18 protein-coding genes are annotated in these 15,099 nt (G+C 65.2%); 13 read left to right on the top strand and 5 right to left on the bottom strand.

Annotated elements, in window-relative coordinates:
- Positions 1-16 precede the first annotated feature (16 nt).
- Positions 17-1,144, top strand: coding sequence for an ORC1-type DNA replication protein (locus tag AV929_RS00450; protein ID WP_008307001.1), 1,128 nt, complete (start codon positions 17-19; stop codon positions 1,142-1,144).
- A 48-nt stretch (positions 1,145-1,192) separates the two neighbouring features.
- Here the strand turns inward: AV929_RS00450 and AV929_RS00445 are convergent, their stop codons facing one another.
- Positions 1,193-1,978, bottom strand: a complete 786-nt coding sequence (locus tag AV929_RS00445; RefSeq protein ID WP_064287075.1) for a hypothetical protein — start codon at positions 1,976-1,978, stop codon at positions 1,193-1,195.
- A 167-nt stretch (positions 1,979-2,145) separates the two neighbouring features.
- On the opposite strand from AV929_RS00445, the gene AV929_RS00440 reads away from it, so the two are divergent.
- Positions 2,146-2,532, top strand: a complete 387-nt coding sequence (locus AV929_RS00440; protein WP_064287074.1) for a RidA family protein — start codon at positions 2,146-2,148, stop codon at positions 2,530-2,532.
- 41 nt (positions 2,533-2,573) lie between these two features.
- On the opposite strand, the gene AV929_RS00435 is transcribed toward AV929_RS00440, so the two are convergent.
- The gene (locus AV929_RS00435; RefSeq protein WP_064287073.1) at positions 2,574-4,043 is read right to left on the bottom strand and encodes an MATE family efflux transporter; all 1,470 of its coding nucleotides are present in this window, start codon (positions 4,041-4,043) and stop codon (positions 2,574-2,576) included.
- A gap of 84 nt (positions 4,044-4,127) precedes the next feature.
- Here AV929_RS00435 and AV929_RS00430 point away from each other — a divergent pair, with 84 nt between their 5' ends.
- Entirely contained in the window at positions 4,128-4,574 is a 447-nt protein-coding gene (locus AV929_RS00430; RefSeq protein WP_064287072.1) for a MaoC/PaaZ C-terminal domain-containing protein, read from the top strand.
- Here the strand turns inward: AV929_RS00430 and AV929_RS00425 are convergent.
- Positions 4,564-4,809, bottom strand: coding sequence for a ferredoxin (locus AV929_RS00425; protein ID WP_014039162.1), 246 nt, complete (start codon positions 4,807-4,809; stop codon positions 4,564-4,566). The two genes, AV929_RS00430 and AV929_RS00425, sit on opposite strands and share 11 nt — an antisense overlap.
- 116 nt (positions 4,810-4,925) lie before the next feature.
- Here AV929_RS00425 and AV929_RS00420 point away from each other — a divergent pair, with 116 nt between their 5' ends.
- The 5 genes from AV929_RS00420 to AV929_RS00400 all read left to right on the top strand — a co-directional run bounded on the left by AV929_RS00420 (position 4,926) and on the right by AV929_RS00400 (position 10,401).
- Positions 4,926-7,328, top strand: a complete 2,403-nt coding sequence (locus AV929_RS00420) for an ATP-dependent DNA helicase (RefSeq protein WP_014039163.1) — start codon at positions 4,926-4,928, stop codon at positions 7,326-7,328.
- The gene (gene cgi121 / locus AV929_RS00415) at positions 7,328-7,855 is read left to right on the top strand and encodes a KEOPS complex subunit Cgi121 (protein ID WP_014039164.1); all 528 of its coding nucleotides are present in this window, start codon (positions 7,328-7,330) and stop codon (positions 7,853-7,855) included. Before AV929_RS00420 ends, cgi121 begins: the two co-directional genes overlap by 1 nt.
- Before the next feature lie 38 nt (positions 7,856-7,893).
- The gene (locus AV929_RS00410) at positions 7,894-8,181 is read left to right on the top strand and encodes a hypothetical protein (RefSeq protein WP_014039165.1); all 288 of its coding nucleotides are present in this window, start codon (positions 7,894-7,896) and stop codon (positions 8,179-8,181) included.
- Entirely contained in the window at positions 8,178-9,482 is a 1,305-nt protein-coding gene (locus AV929_RS00405) for an NADH-dependent flavin oxidoreductase (RefSeq protein ID WP_014039166.1), read from the top strand. Before AV929_RS00410 ends, AV929_RS00405 begins: the two co-directional genes overlap by 4 nt.
- Before the next feature lie 76 nt (positions 9,483-9,558).
- Positions 9,559-10,401 (top strand): alpha/beta fold hydrolase, encoded by an 843-nt coding sequence (locus tag AV929_RS00400; RefSeq protein WP_050007573.1) that lies wholly within the window; start codon positions 9,559-9,561, stop codon positions 10,399-10,401.
- Here AV929_RS00400 and AV929_RS00395 read toward each other — a convergent pair whose 3' ends face one another.
- Positions 10,402-10,947 carry a MaoC family dehydratase gene (locus tag AV929_RS00395; RefSeq protein WP_008306979.1) on the bottom strand — a complete coding sequence of 182 codons (546 nt, stop codon included), beginning with the start codon at positions 10,945-10,947 and terminating at the stop codon, positions 10,402-10,404.
- Between the two features lie 300 nt (positions 10,948-11,247).
- Here AV929_RS00395 and AV929_RS00390 point away from each other — a divergent pair, with 300 nt between their 5' ends.
- Genes AV929_RS00390 through AV929_RS00370 form a run of 5 tightly spaced genes read left to right on the top strand, consistent with a single transcriptional unit; the run spans position 11,248 to position 14,632 of the window.
- On the top strand, positions 11,248-11,547 hold the full coding sequence (locus tag AV929_RS00390; RefSeq protein ID WP_014039168.1) for an AbrB/MazE/SpoVT family DNA-binding domain-containing protein: 300 nt from the start codon (positions 11,248-11,250) through the stop codon (positions 11,545-11,547).
- 7 nt (positions 11,548-11,554) lie between these two features.
- A complete protein-coding gene (locus tag AV929_RS00385) occupies positions 11,555-12,112 on the top strand; it encodes a hypothetical protein (protein WP_050007574.1) in 558 nt (185 codons plus the stop codon).
- A gap of 45 nt (positions 12,113-12,157) precedes the next feature.
- Positions 12,158-12,703: a poly(R)-hydroxyalkanoic acid synthase subunit PhaE gene (locus AV929_RS00380; RefSeq protein ID WP_050007575.1), complete on the top strand. Its 546-nt coding sequence runs from the start codon at positions 12,158-12,160 to the stop codon at positions 12,701-12,703.
- Positions 12,704-12,706: 3 nt separating this feature from the next.
- Positions 12,707-14,131 carry a poly(3-hydroxyalkanoate) polymerase subunit PhaC gene (gene phaC, locus AV929_RS00375; RefSeq protein WP_058990864.1) on the top strand — a complete coding sequence of 475 codons (1,425 nt, stop codon included), beginning with the start codon at positions 12,707-12,709 and terminating at the stop codon, positions 14,129-14,131.
- Positions 14,132-14,170: 39 nt separating this feature from the next.
- A complete protein-coding gene (locus AV929_RS00370) occupies positions 14,171-14,632 on the top strand; it encodes a TIGR00725 family protein (RefSeq protein WP_014039172.1) in 462 nt (153 codons plus the stop codon).
- Between the two features lie 8 nt (positions 14,633-14,640).
- On the opposite strand, the gene AV929_RS00365 is transcribed toward AV929_RS00370, so the two are convergent.
- Positions 14,641-14,865 (bottom strand): hypothetical protein, encoded by a 225-nt coding sequence (locus AV929_RS00365; protein WP_014039173.1) that lies wholly within the window; start codon positions 14,863-14,865, stop codon positions 14,641-14,643.
- Positions 14,866-15,099 lie beyond the last annotated feature (234 nt).

Raw genomic sequence — 15,099 nt, 5'->3', positions numbered from 1 at the left:
AAGCTCGGTGAAAGTGATGAGCGACGACCCCGAGGACCGGATGCTCGGCTGGGACGAGTCCGTCTTTCGGGACGAACACGTCTTCGAAATCGACTGGCTCCCGGAGACGTTCAAACACCGGGACACCCAGATGGAGACGCTGAAGTACGCGCTCCGGCCGGCCGTCCGCGGGTCGCGCCCGCTCAACGTCATCGCCCGCGGACCGCCCGGAACGGGGAAGACGACGGCCGTCCAGATACTGTTCGACGAACTCACCGCCCAGACGGACGTGAAAACCGTGCGGGTGAACTGCCAGATGGACTCGACGCGCTATGCCGTCTTCTCGCGCCTGTTCGCCGAGATATTCGACTACGAACCACCGTCCTCGGGCATCTCCTTCAAGAAATTGTTCTCACAGATCACCGACAAACTGGTCGAGGAAGACGAGGTGCTCGTCGTCGCCCTTGACGACGTGAACTACCTGTTCTACGAGAGCGAGGCCAGTGACACGCTGTACTCGCTGTTGCGCGCCCACGAGGCCCACTCCGGCGCGAAAATCGGCGTTATCTGTGTCTCCTCGGACCTCGAACTGGACGTCATCGACGCCCTCGATACCCGCGTCCAGTCCGTATTTCGCCCGGAGGAGGTGTATTTCAACCCCTACGGACAGGCCGAAATCGCGGACATCCTGGGCGAGCGCGCCGACCGGGGGTTCAACGAAGGTGTCGTCGGCCCCACGGTGCTGGACCGCGTCGCCGAACTGACCGAGGAGCAGGGCGGGGACCTCCGGGTCGGTATCGACCTCCTGCGCCGGGCCGGGATGAACGCCGAGATGCGTGCCTCCCGCTCTGTCGAAACGGAGGACGTCGAGGAGGCCTACGACAAGTCCAAATACGTCCACCTCTCCCGCCGGTTGCGGGAACTGTCAGACTCGGAAACCGCGCTCGTGGAGGTCATCGCCGCCCACGACGGCCAGCAGGCCGGCGACATCTACGACGCCTTCTCCGAGCAGACAGACCTAGGTTACACCCGGTACTCCGAGATCATCAACAAGCTCGACCAGCTCGACATCATCGACGCCGACTACACCAACGTCGAGGGTCGCGGTCGGTCGCGGGAGCTGACGCTCAACTACGACGCCGATGCGGTGCTGGAACGGCTGTAGCACATCGTATTAGAGCGTATTCTTCCGCTCCTCCGAAGCGGAACCGAGTCACTCCATCTTCTCGAACGTCGTCTCGGCCCACTGGACGGCGTAGTCAGCGCCGTACTCCAGATAGGCGTCGGTGTCGAGCGCGGCAAACGGCGCGGGCAGGTCGAGTCCGTGCTTGACGCCGCTACAGGCGAGTTCGGCGGCCGCGGCGAACTCCGTCTGGCCCTGGGCGATTTCGCTGGGGAGGTCTTCGAGGCGGGGCTGGAGGCGCTCGCCGGCATCCTCCCATGCCGCGTACAGCTCGGGGTAGTCGTCGGCCCAGTCGGCGAACTCCGCGCGGGTCTGGAGGCCCAGATACGCTGTGTACACCGCCGCTGCGAGCTGGTACCGGGAGTTGGCGTCGAGGTGGTCCTCGGTGGCGGCCACGAACTCCGGGTAGCGCTCGCCGAAGAAGCCAAGGAAATGCTCAGGTTCGTCGAGACTGACCTCGACGAGCGCCTCGGCGATGAGAAACGAGACGAAGTCGTCCGGCGAGGTCTCCAGCCGTGGCTTGACAAACACGCAGGGCGGGACTGTCTGGTGTGTCCAGGCGACACCGCCGTCCCCCGGCATCCCGATAGTCAGGTCGCTGCCGATGTACTCCTGTAGTACCTCCGGGGCTGTGGTCGGCAGCCACGCACCGTCGTAAGAAATCTGGTCGAGGCTGTCAGTCACCAGCAGGAGTTCCTCGGCGACTGCGGGGTCCAGCGTCTCGAAGTCACGGTCGCAGTTCAGTACGAGTGTCTCAGGGGCGTAGGCCGCACGTACTGCCGGCAGTTCGCCGGTCAGTGAACGCTCGGTGAACATCTACGCCGAGAACAGGACGAGGTTGATGACGATGCCGATTGACAGCAGTGCTGACACGCCGATTGTTCCGAGGACGATTTTTGTGGCCTTGCTCATGCCAATGAGTATCTCGGGCCAGACATTAAAACTTGAGAAACGATTTTCGGGGTCCAAAGTGAGTGTTGAGTATGCGCCGCGAACGCACTTCGACGGGCACCGTCTGGGAACAGCAGGTTGGCTACTCGCGAGCGATACGCGCTGGCGACACCGTCCGCGTCGCCGGTACCATCGCCACGGACGACGACGGCGAGGTCGTCGCGCCGGGTGACCCGTACGAACAGACGAAACACGCCTTCGGTCTCGTCGAGGACGCGCTCGCGGACCTCGACACCGGTATCGAGGACGTGGTCCAGACCCGGATGTACGTCACCGATATCGACGACCAGGAGCGGGTCGGCGAGGCCCACAGCGAGTTCTTCGGCGACGTGCGCCCCGCGGCGACGATGGTCGAGGTGAGCGGACTGGCAACACCCGAGGCCGTCGTCGAGGTCGAAGCCGTCGCGCAGGTCGAGTGACGCGGTCGACAGCGGGCCGGTGTGGCTGATAGCCTCCGGCGTCAGTCGTCTATCGCACCGACGCCCGACCGTCTGGCGACGTCGCGCCACCCGCCGGACCAGAACCGGCCCGCGTTGACCGCGGCCTTCAGGTAGAAGTCGCCGACGAGCGCAGCGAAGATTGCGGGTAGTCCGAGTCCGAGGCCCGGCGAGACGGCGATGTCGAGAACGGGAACTGTCACGATGAACGACGATGGGAGGGCGAGCGCGGCCACCGGGAGCCGGTAGCAGTAGCCGCCCAGAAACGTCCCGTACAGCGGCCAGCGGGTGTCACCAGCGCCACGAAGGCTGCCCCGCATCGTCCGGGAGATGGAGAAGCCGGCGACGAGCAGGCCGAAGACGCGGACGAACGCTGCCGCCAGATCGGGGTAGGCCGTCCCGAACAGGGCGACGATAGGGCGGGCAAACACCACGAGCAGGACCGCCGCGACGAGCTGGACGGCGAGCGCGACGCGAAGCGTCTGCCAGCCGTAGGCGGTCGCTTCCCGCTCGTCACCGGCCCCCAGCGACTGCCCGACCAGCGTCGACGCGGCGGTCGCATAGCCCCACGCCGGCATCAGCGCCAGCAGCATGACCCGGCGGCCGATGGCGTAGGCCGCGAGCGTCGGCGTCCCCAGCACGCCCAGGATGAACAGGAACGGGAAGCGGGCGAACGTCTGGAGCAACCGCATTCCGGACAGTGGGAGCGCGACGCGGACGATTTCGCGCATGAGCTCGGCACTGAACTGTGTCCCGCCGGGCCGGAGCGTGACGACGTAGCGCCCGGACAGCAACAGTCCGAGGAAAATCACCGCCGCGAGCGTGTTCGCGATGGCCGTCCCCCACGCCGCACCGGCGATGCCGAGTTCGGGGAACGGGCCCACCCCGAAGATGAGGACGGCGTTGAGCGCGACGTTCGTCGGCAGCGTGAGCAGGCGGACGTACATCGGCGTCTTCGTGTCGGCGCTGCCGGCCAGCGCGCGGGCGGCGACCATGCTCCAGAACCGCGGGGCCAGCGACAGCATCACGATAGCCAGATACGTCGCGCCGAACCGGATGGTCGCCGGATCGTCGGTGAGAACCCCCACCAGAAGATCCGGATAGCGCCAGCAGAGCGCCGACAGCGGGATGGAGATGAGCAACGCGATCCACAGCGATTGCTTGACAGCGAGGTTCGCGCGCTCGGGCTGGTCGGCTCCCTGCAGCCGTGAGACGACGCTTATCGTCCCGGAGGAGACCGCCAGCGAGAGCCCGAACCCGACGAAGTAGTACTGGAAGCCGAGTTCGAGGCCGGCAATAGCCGCGTCACCGAGCGCCAGGCCGACCATCAGGAAGTCGGCGAGGCGCAGCAGGATCCGGAGCCCGCCGGTGACCATCACCGGCGCGGCGAGATCTGTCGCGGCAGTCGCCTTCTCTCGGTCGACGAGCCCTGCACTGGCCAGCAATGCCGGGAACGCAGTCAGAAGACGACGGAGGCGACCACCAGTCGACATCGCTCTGACCTGGGAAGTCCAGCCCCCTGTGGGTTTCGGGACGAGGCCATAGACTTTTCTCCCGTAACGCCGACAGGCCAGCACATGCCTTCCGTCGAAGCCGGCGAGACGTTCACCGAGACGCGGACGTTCCAGCCCGAAGATGTCGACCAGTTCGCTGCCCTCTCCGGAGACGACCAGCCTCGCCACACGGAGCCTGACGGAGATGGTCGGCGGATGGTTCAGGGGCTGCTCACCGCGTCGCTGTTGACCAGTATCGGCGGCGACCTCGAAGTGCTCGCCTCGCAGATGGACCTGCAGTTCCAGCGCCCGGTGTACACCGGTGAGACGCTAGTCTGCGAGCTGACGGTAGTGAACGTTGACCCACGTCCCGACGCCGGCGTCGCTCTCGTGGGCGACGTGACCGTCCGGCGCAGCAATCGCGGCGACGAACCCAGTCAGGCCGACACAGCCGCGGCGACATCGACCGATGGCGACACCGCTGACACCGTCGTGCTCGAAGCGACTGTCGAGGGAATAATCAGGGAATGAGCTGTTCGCCGTCGTCGTCGTAAATCGTGATGGCGTCGACCGGACAGGACCGGGCCGCGAACTTCGCGTCCAGTTCGGCGTCGTCGGGGACCTCCCGGACAAACACGTCCTCCTCGCGTTCCTCGCTGTCCGCCAGCACCGCCTTGCCGGCGTCCTCGTCGCGCTCGAAGGCGTCCCACTCGGCGACACACTGGAACATCCCGATACAGGTGTCGTAGTCGTACTCGACTCGCATACCTCGTGTTGGCCGCTCGCGGGCAAAGGCGTTCCCCCTCGGTGCTCGATCCGCCAGTGAGTCGATGCGGTTGCAGTGCGACAGTTTAAATCGGGGCAGGACCCAAGCGGGGTGTAATGGACGTTGCGGACCTGCCGGGCGTGCCCGAGTGGCTCCCGGACCACCTGCGCGACGACGGTATCGAGGAGCTGTATCCGCCCCAGGCCGAGGCTGTCGAGGCCGGCGTCACCGAGGGGGAGAACCTGGTCGCGTCGATTCCGACGGCGAGCGGGAAGACGCTCATCGCCGAGCTAGCGATGCTCTCCTCGGTCGCCCGCGGCGGCAAGGCGCTGTACATCGTCCCGCTTCGGGCGCTGGCCAGCGAGAAGCAGGCCGACTTCGAGGAGTTCGAACAGTACGGCCTCGACATCGGCGTTTCGACGGGCAACTACGAGTCGGAAGGTGGGTGGCTCGCGGACAAGGATATCGTCGTCGCCACCAGCGAGAAAGTTGACTCGCTGGTCCGCAACGACGCCCCCTGGATCGAGGACCTCACCTGCGTCGTCACCGACGAAGTCCACCTCGTCGACGACGGCGAGCGGGGGCCGACACTGGAGGTGACGCTGGCGAAGCTCCGGCGGCTCAACCCCGACCTGCAGACCGTCGCGCTGTCGGCGACCATCGGCAACGCCGAGGCGCTGGCGACGTGGCTCGATGCGGGGCTCGTCGACTCTGATTGGCGGCCTATCGACCTCCAGAAGGGGGTCCACTACGGGCAGGCGCTGCACCTCGAAGACGGGAGCCAGCAGCGACTCTCGGTACAAAACAACGAGAAGCAGACGGCGGCAATCGTCCGCGACACGCTGGAAGACGACGGGTCGACGCTGGTGTTCGTCAACTCCCGGCGCAACGCCGAGGCGGCGGCGGGCCGACTGGCGAACACCGTCCGGCCCCACCTTACTGCCGAGGAGCGGGACCAGTTGGCCGACATCGCCGAGGAGATCCGCGACGTGAGCGACACGGAGACGAGCGACGACCTCGCGGACGCCGTCGCGGACGGGGCGGCGTTCCACCACGCCGGCCTCTCCCGGGGCCACCGCGAACTCGTCGAGGACGCCTTCCGGGACCGGCTAGTGAAGGTCGTCTGCGCGACGCCGACGCTCGCGGCCGGCGTCAACACGCCCTCGCGGCGCGTCGTCGTCCGCGACTGGCGGCGCTACGACGGCTCGGCCGGCGGAATGGCCCCGCTCTCGGTGCTCGAAGTGCATCAGATGATGGGGCGGGCAGGCCGCCCGGGACTCGACCCCTACGGCGAGGCTGTTCTCATCGCGTCCAGCCACGACGAAGTGGACGAGCTGTTCGAGCGCTACGTCTGGGCCGACCCGGAGCCGGTCCGGTCGAAACTCGCGGCCGAACCGGCGCTGCGGACCCACATCCTCGCGACCGTCGCCTCCGGCTTCGCCCGCTCGCGGGAGGGGCTGCTGGAGTTCCTCGAACAGACGCTGTACGCCAGCCAGACCGACGACAGCGGCCAACTGGAACGCGTCGTCGACGACGTGCTCACGTACCTCCAGCGCAACGACTTCCTCGAAATCGAGGGCGGAGAGCTGGATGCTACCTCGCTGGGCCACACTGTCTCACGGCTCTACCTTGACCCGATGAGCGCCGCCGAAATCGTCGACGGCCTCCGGGACTGGGAGCGCGGCGCAAGTGACAGCACCTCCGCGAGCGGGTCGCCGGCTGACGCACCCGCTGAACCGCCGGCAGACAGCGGCTTCACCACCGCCAGCGAACTGGCCGAGGATGCCGATGGGAGCGACGACGCCGACGCGGACCCGGATGACATCTCCGCGCTGGGCCTGTACCACCTCGTCTCACGGACGCCGGACATGTACCAACTGTATCTCCGGTCGGGCGACCGGGAGGAGTACGAGATGGAACTGTTCGAACGGGAGGACGAACTGCTCGGCCCCACCCCCTCGGAGTTCGAGGAGGGCCGCTTTGAGGACTGGCTTTCGGCGCTGAAGACCGCCCGCCTGCTCGAAGACTGGGCGACGGAGGTCGACGAGGCGACGATCACGGAGCGCTACGGCGTCGGCCCGGGCGACATCCGCGGGAAAGTCGAAACCGCCCAGTGGCTGCTCGGGGCCGCTGAATCGCTGGCCAGCGAGGTCGATCTGGACGCTGCGCGGGCCATCAGCGAGGCCCGCATCCGCGTCGAACACGGCGTCCGGGAGGAACTGGTCGACCTGGCCGGCGTCCGCGGCGTCGGCCGCAAGCGCGCCCGCCGGCTGTTTCAGGCCGGTATCACCGACCGCGCACAGCTCCGGGACGCCGATAAGTCGGTCGTCCTGGCGGCGCTCCGGGGCCGCCGGAAAACGGCCGAGAACGTGCTGGAGAACGCCGGCCACCGCGACCCGTCGATGGAGGGCGTCGAACCCGCAGCCGACGTGTCCGTCGACCTCGACGACGAGGCGGACACCGACACGAACGCCGAAGCGGCGGCGAACGAGGACCAGTCGAGCCTGGGTGATTTCTGATGCGGGTCGTCGAGGGCACTGCCGATATCGACGACGTGGGGGCGTTCGTGGAGACGCTCAGTGCAATCGGTGACCGCCACGATGTCACGGTACAGGCGTTCGACGCCCGCTACGTCGTGGACCAGGCCCACCTCGAACTGGCCGTCGAACTTGCGACGCGGGCCCACGACCGGGGCGAAGGCATCGCCGAGGACTTCGGCGTGGAGATCCTGCTGTACGCGGCCGGTCGCCGCCAGATCAACCGCGCGCTGACGATGGGCGTCAGCAAGGGGACCTGTCCCGTCGTCGTGGCCGTCGTCGACCCCGACTCTGGAGATACGCACGAAGGAAATGAGGGCGATGACGCTATCGCGGCAGCTGTGGACGAGGTCCGTGACCACCTCACGCCCCGGCCGACGCTTGGCGCGTACGACGAAGACCGCGTCCGGTCGTTCTTCGACGTGACGGACACCGAGCTCGCAGCGACGGCGGGCGGGATTCCCGACGCCGTCCGAGAGCGCGTCGCGCTGTTGCCGGTCGAGAAGTAGCGACAGTATTTTTGACAACGACCGTGTTATATTCACACATGGATCCACAGCGGACGGCACGGCAGCGGGCCAGCGAGCGCGCCCGCCGGGTCGAGGCGACGGTCGACCGCACCACCGGTGGGGCCGCGTACCCGGTCCGCGTGGAGGAACTGGCAGACGAGTACGGCAGCGCCGACCCGCCCGCCGGGGACCTCTCGGCCGCGATCGAGGGCGGCACCGACGGTGAGTTCGACTCGCCGACGGAGGTCCGGGCGGCCATCCGGCAGGTGACACCACAGGAGGGCAGCCGTACCGAGGCGACGTTTGACGAGCGCGAACAGTCGTGACCGACCTGGAGACGCCGCTGCGGATCGGCGGCGTCGAGGTCCCTAATCGGCTGTACCGCGCACCGGTACTGGAGTGTGCGGGCAACGGCGCGGCCGCAGTCGACACGCTTATCGACGAACTCGGACCGACGGCAGCCTCCGGTGTCGGCCTCCTCTTTCAGGGGGCGAGCATCGTCACCGACCGCGGCGGCTGTGCCGCGCCGAACATGACGCGTGTCCACGACCCGGCCTTCGTCGAGCGCCTCGAACGGCTCACCGGTGCGATTCACGACCACGGCGGCCGGGTCTTCCTGCAACTGGCCCACGGCGGTCTCCGGAGCATGGCGACGTGGCACACCGAGTACCGCCGACAGCACCCGGACCAGCGCCAGCTCGCCGTCAGCCACCCGCCGTGGCAGCTCCAGATGCTTGACCGGCTTGGCCTGATTTCGCTCCAGCCGGATGTGCTCTCGACAGAGGAGGTATGGGCCCTGGCCGAGCAGTTCGGGCGCTGTGCCGGCTACGCCGTCGAGGCGGGATACGACGGCATCCACCTTTCTGCGGCGAACATGAGCCTTATCCAGCAGTTCCTCTCGCCGTTTTACAACCGTCGGAACGACCAGTTCCGGGACGGCGTCCGCTTCCTCGAAGCAATCCATGACGCCGTTCGGGAACACGCCGGCGACGTGCCGCTGGTCACGAAGGTCCCAGCTGAGACCGCTGCGCCGAGTTTCGTTCGACGGCATCTCACTCGGAGGGATGGCGTGGCTATCGCGACGCGAGCGGCGGCTATCGGCTATGATGGTCTCGTTCCGGTCGAGGTGTCCCCGTTCTGGGACATGAGCATTGTCCGTGGTGCGTTTCCGGACCGGGCCTGGGACGCGAGTGACCTGCAGGACGACTACGCAGCAGTCTTCGGCGGCCGACTACGAGCGCGTGCCGTTCAGTTGCTTAATCGCCTGCAAGCCTGCCGTTTCAGCCGCGACCCGGGGTGGAACGCCGACTTCTGCCGGGCGGTCCGCGAGCGCGTGGACGTGCCGGTTCTGCTGGAGGGCGGACTTCGGACGCGGGCCGACTGCGATCGGTTCCTCGGAGCGACTGGAACCGTCCCCGCCGCCGATGCGGTCGGAATGGCTCGCCCGTTCTACGCGGAGCCGCGGCTCGGCGCTCGCCTGCTCAAGGGCGCAGACGCGCTGTGTGAGAGCTGTAACAACTGCACTGTCCCGCAGGTCACCGGCGAACCGGGTCGCTGTCGGACGCCGGCTATCGTCCGCGAGCAAGCCCGACTCCAGCGAGACGGTGCGTACGAGCGACCCGAGTGACCGATTTCGGACGCTCCCGCCGTGATAACTGGGCGGATACAAAGGCTCATACGCCCTCGGTCCCGAACGAACGCCGATGACGACAGGGATTTCGTCCGAGCGCGTCGAACTGTCCGTCGACGGTGAGGACGTCGATATTCACTACCGGACCGGCGGCGAGGGGCCGCCTTTGGTGTTTCTCCACGGCATCGGGCTGGACGCCGCGACAGTTTCGTGGCGTCACGCACTCCCCGCACTCGCGCCGGAACGGACGGTGTACGCACTCGATCTGCCGGGCCACGGCGACAGCGACAAGCCAGACCGCGCGTACACGACCGACTATTACCTTGAGACCGTGGCCGAGTTCATCGACGCGCTCGGTATCGAGGAACCCGCGCTGGCCGGCCTTTCGATGGGCGGCGCAATCGCGCTCGGACACGCGCTCGACGGCGGTCCGGTCGAACGGCTTGTATTAGTCGACAGCTACGGACTGGGTTCCGACGCCTACTGGCGCACAGCGGCCAGCAGCGTCTTGCAGACACCGATACTCGGAAATATGCTCTGGCAGGGTGTGGGATCGTCCCAATCGGCGATCAGAAACAGTCTCCGAAGCATGGGTCCCGGGGAGCCACCCCAGCAACTGGTCGAGGACGTCGACAGCGCCGTCGACCGCCAGACCGTCCGGGCGATGCGGCGCTGGCAGCGCAGCGAGTTCCAGTGGTGTGGCTTCCGGACCGACTACTCCGACCGGTTAGCGGAAATAGACGTGCCGACGATGTTGATTCACGGGGCCGTCGACCCACTGCTCCCCCGTCGGTGGTCCGAGCAGGCGGCCGGGACGGTCACTGATAGCACGCTGAAAATCTTCGAGAACTGCGGGCACTGTCCGCCGCGGGAACACCCCGACCGTTTCAACCGGGCCGTTCGAGCGTTCTGCTGACTATTCTGGCAGGTCGTCGATGAGGACGACCGCTTCGCCGTCGATGACGACTTCGTCGTCTGCGAGGACGCGCGTGGTTAGCCGGTACTGTTCGTCGCCGAGGTCCTCGACGATCTCACACTCGGCAGTGAGTCGGTCGCCGATACGGACCGGGTTGTGGAACTCCAGGTCCTGTGAGAGATAGATCGTCAGCCCAGGCAGGCGTGCTAGGGCCGCGCTGATGAGGCTGCCGACGAGCGTCCCGTGGGCGATACGGCCGCGGAAGCGCGTCTGCTCTGCGAACTCGTCGTCCAGGTGAAGCGGGTTCGTGTCGCCGCTCGCGGCGGCGAACTGTTGCACGTCGTTCTCCGAGATCGTCTTCGTGAAATCGACGTGGTCGCCGACGCCGAGGCGGCCCGGGTGGTCTTCGGAGATCGAGACGTGCCACTCCGGGAGGTCTTCGTCCGGCTCGATACGGTCTGCGGGCGTGACGCCGTTCTCGTCCTCCTGCTGGACGCCGAACGCAGCGAACGCTGCCCGGTTAGCTGCAACGACGCTGTTGAACATATGTGACGATGTTTCAGTCCATGTGTCTAACAGCGGGTTTCGTGGCGATTCAGAACTCATCTGTTCTGCTAATTTATTGGTCGGAGTATTAAACCTTGGTGTTGGTTTCGCCTCAGATGTCGGTAAATACCGTCTAACGGGCGTCAGACGTGTATTTGGGGTTGAAGTTATCGGTGCTACAGAGCGTAGCACGTCCCTCGACGCTCCTCAATCGGTAATACCATTCTCTACCAATCAATGGTATTCAATGGGTTTCAGCGGAAAGTTTATATTGTTGAGGAGAGTACATGTAGTTGACCGATGGCCGACGAGGATGATGGCCTGCTGTGGCCTCCGATGTTCAAGGGGATGCAACAGGCAAGCGAGAACGCGATGGAACAGCAACAGCAGCTGATGAAACAGATGTTCGCCAGCGGTGGCATGCCGAGTTTCGATATGAATCAGCTCGGTGCCATGAGCCAGATGGCGACGTTCAAAACCCGCGTGCAAAGCGGGGGTCGGATCAGCATCCCCGATGCGGAGCGAGAGGCGCTGGGCATCGACGAAGGCGATATCGTTCAAGCCGTCGTCCTCCCGGTCACTAACAACAACAGCGAGTAATCCAACAATGGTAGACTACACAACCCCCGTCACGACAGCGTTCGAGATGCAGCGTACCACGATCGAGCAGAGCCAGAAGGCGCTCGAACAGAGCGTTTCCTTCCAGCAAAACGTCAACAGCGCGGTCATCGACAGCCTCGACACACAGGAGTCGGCACAGCGCCGCGGCGTCGAGCTTCAGCAGACCGCCTTCCACAGCTACCTCGACGCGATGGCGTCGACGATGCCCGGCATGACCGAGACTGTCGAGCAGATCCGCGAAACCGTCGACGAGCAGTTCGACTTCCTGCTCGAGAACCACGCCGAGATATTCGACAACATGGAAACGGAGCTCGAAGAGGGCGCTGACACCTACGACGAGATGACCGACGAGTACGTCACCGCTGTCAACGATCAGGTCGATATGCTCGTCGAGGCCCACGAGGAACTCGAAGCGCAGTCTGTCGAGGCCGCCGAGCAGTTCGGCGAGCAACTCGAAGAAGTGCAGGAGCAGGTCGAAGAGATTCAGGAACAGGTCGAGGAAGTGCAGGCCGAAGCCGCCGACGCTGTCGACGTCGAAGCGTAAATACGACAGTCGGTTTTTTTGTGCGCCCGCCGCCGAGGTACTATTATGAGTAATACAAACGACATTCAGGAGGAATGGACGGAGATGGTTGAGGAGATGAACAACGCGGTCGCTGACTCGATGGAGCAGAACATGAAGGCCCAGGCGGCCTTCGTGGAGTCGTGGGCCGACGCCGTCGAGGACACGATTCCCAAAGAAGAGGACCTTGCCGACGGGATGGATGGCTACAACCGCGCCTACGAGGAGTGGATCGACGCCGCCGAGCAGATGGTCGAGCGCTCGACCGACGCCGCACAGGGCGAGGACGTCGACCCCGCCGAGTTCCGTGATATCTGGCTGCAGTCCGCCAACGAGGCGTTCAAACACGTCATGGGAACCTCGGCCTTCGCGGCCGCCAACGGCCAGCTCGTCGAGTCGATGATGGAGATGCAACAGGAGGCCGACGACCTGAGTCAGGACGCTCTGGAGCAGATGGGTTTCCCAACGCGCAACGATGTCGACGAAGTTGCTGAGCGGCTCATCGAACTGGAGCGCCGTCAGCACGCGGTCGAACAGAAGCTCGACCGCATTCTCGAACACATGGAAGAGTAACTCATGTCCAGTAACCCGTTCAATCCGTTCGAGGCCGCGCTCAACTGGCAGCGCAAGACGCTGGAGAACATGACCGACGCCGCCGAGACCAGTCAGATCGCCGACGAGCGACTGGAGCTGATGGAGTCCGTCGAAGTCGGCCAGACGCCCAGCGACGTCGTCTACGAGGAGAACAAGCTCGAACTCCTCCACTACGACGCCGAGGCCGCCGGCATCGAGGTCGCCGAGGAGGACAAGGAAGCCGTGCCGATTCTCATCGTGTACGCGCTCATTAACCGGCCGTACATCCTCGACCTGCAGGAAGAGCGGTCGGTCGTCCGACGCCTGCTTGAGGCAGGCCACGACGTGTACCTCATCGACTGGAACGAGCCGTCGCGGCTCGACCAGCACCTCACGCTCGATGACTACGTCAACCGATACATGGATAACTGCGTCGACGTGGTCCGCGAACGTTCCGGTCAGGACGCGATCAACATCCTCGGCTACTGTATGGGCGGCACGATGTCGGTGATGTACACCGCGCTCCACAAGGAGAAAGTCAACACCCTGGGCCTGATGGCCGCTGGGCTGTGCTTCGATCACACCGGCGGCGTCCTCGAAGAGTGGGGCTCCGAGGAGTACTACTCCCCGCAGGACGTCGTCGATACGTTCGGCAACGTCCCCTCGGACATGCTCGACATCGGCTTCGCGCTGATGGACCCCGTCGAGAACTACGTCACGAAGTACATCCGGTTCGCGGAGAACATGGAGAACGAGGGCTTCGTCGAGAACTTCGGCCGCATGGAGCAGTGGCTCGGTGACGGTATCGACGTCGCCGGCGAGGCCTACGTTCAGTTCCTCGAAGACGTGTATCAGGACAACAAACTCTACAAGAACGAGCTTGAGCTCAACGGCAAGCACGTCGACCTGGACAACATCGACATGCCCGTCCTCCAGCTCATGGGCGAGTACGACCACCTCATCCCGCCGGAGGCCTCCAAGCCGTTCAACGACGTCATCGCCAGCGACGACACGCGAACCATCGAGTTCTCGACGGGCCACATCGGTCTCTCCGTCTCGTCGTCGACCCACGCTGACCTCTGGCCCGAGGTCGCCGAGTGGTACTCCGAGCGCAGCAAGGGGAGCGAGGAAGTCGACATCGAGGTCGAGTCCCCTGAAGACGACACAGTGGACCAGTCGGAATCCACTGATATCGAGGTTGACGCGACTGACGATGTCGATGCCGACGCTACCGAGGACGACGCCGACGCAGCCGACGAACCCGCCGACGTCGATAGCGTCTCCGGTATCGGCCCCACCTACGCCGAACGGCTGCACGCCGCCGGCATTCACAGCGTCGCGGACCTGGCCGAGTACGACGCGGCCGAACTGGCCGATATCGCCGAAACCACCGAATCCCGCGCGCAAGACTGGCTCGACCAACTGTAATCCGGCGGCGTTTTTCTGTTTCCCGTTGCACGACCAGCTATGCGCGTCTCGGTCATCGGCGGCTCGACAGTTACCGACGAACAGTACCAACAGGCACGCGAGGTCGGGAAACTACTCGGTGAGCACGGCCACGACGTCGTCTGTGGCGGTCTCACGGGTGTGATGGAAGCCGTCTGTCGCGGTGCGAGCGAGGCGGGCGGTCACACTCTCGGTATTTTACCCGGCGAGCGCCGGGCCGACGCGAACGACTACGTCCAGACAGCTATCGCGACGGGGATGGGAAACGCCAGAAACGTCCTCGTCGTGATGAACGGCGCGGCCGTCATCGCCGTTGACGGCGGCACCGGAACGCTCTCGGAACTCGGCCACGCCCTCGACATAAATCGCCCAGTCGCCGGGCTCGGTACCCACCGCCTCGACGGCGTGGCCGACGGCGACGCCATCGAACACGTCGACACCCCTGCCGAGGCTGTCGCATACGTTGAGTCTGCCGTGCAGTAGCCGTCGTTTCAGTCGAGTAGCCGTCTCAGTACCGCCGCAACAACGAGGTTCCCAACGCCAAGCAGCCTGACCCGACGATGGGCCCCGTCCTGTGGCGTGAACTCCACCGACAGCACCCAGCGATAGCCCAGCCGCGCCAGCGACAGTAACAGCCCCGGAACGAGCAGATGAAGCGCGCCCGCTAGTGCTGTTCCGACCCACAGCAACCGCCGTTCGGTCCGTGTCAGGTCCATACCGACTCAAAGGGATACGTCGGTTTGACCGTGGCGTCTACTTCGTGATAGTAGGATTCTTAGGGGCGAGACGGCGTTCACCGCGGCTACGCTATCGTCATAGCGTCGTTATCCACCTATACTGAAAACAAAAATAGAGAATCGCACCGATTCTTCACGAGGTCGACGGGCGAGGCAGGCATCCGCGGCCGAAGGCCGCGGTTCTCGGAATCGCCGCTTTGCGGCGATTCCGCC

This window comes from Haloarcula sp. K1, from assembly GCF_001647155.1.
GTDB lineage: Archaea > Halobacteriota > Halobacteria > Halobacteriales > Haloarculaceae > Haloarcula > Haloarcula hispanica.
The sequence above is the reverse complement of the archived record's forward strand: the minus strand, read 5'-3'. Positions and strand labels throughout refer to the sequence as shown.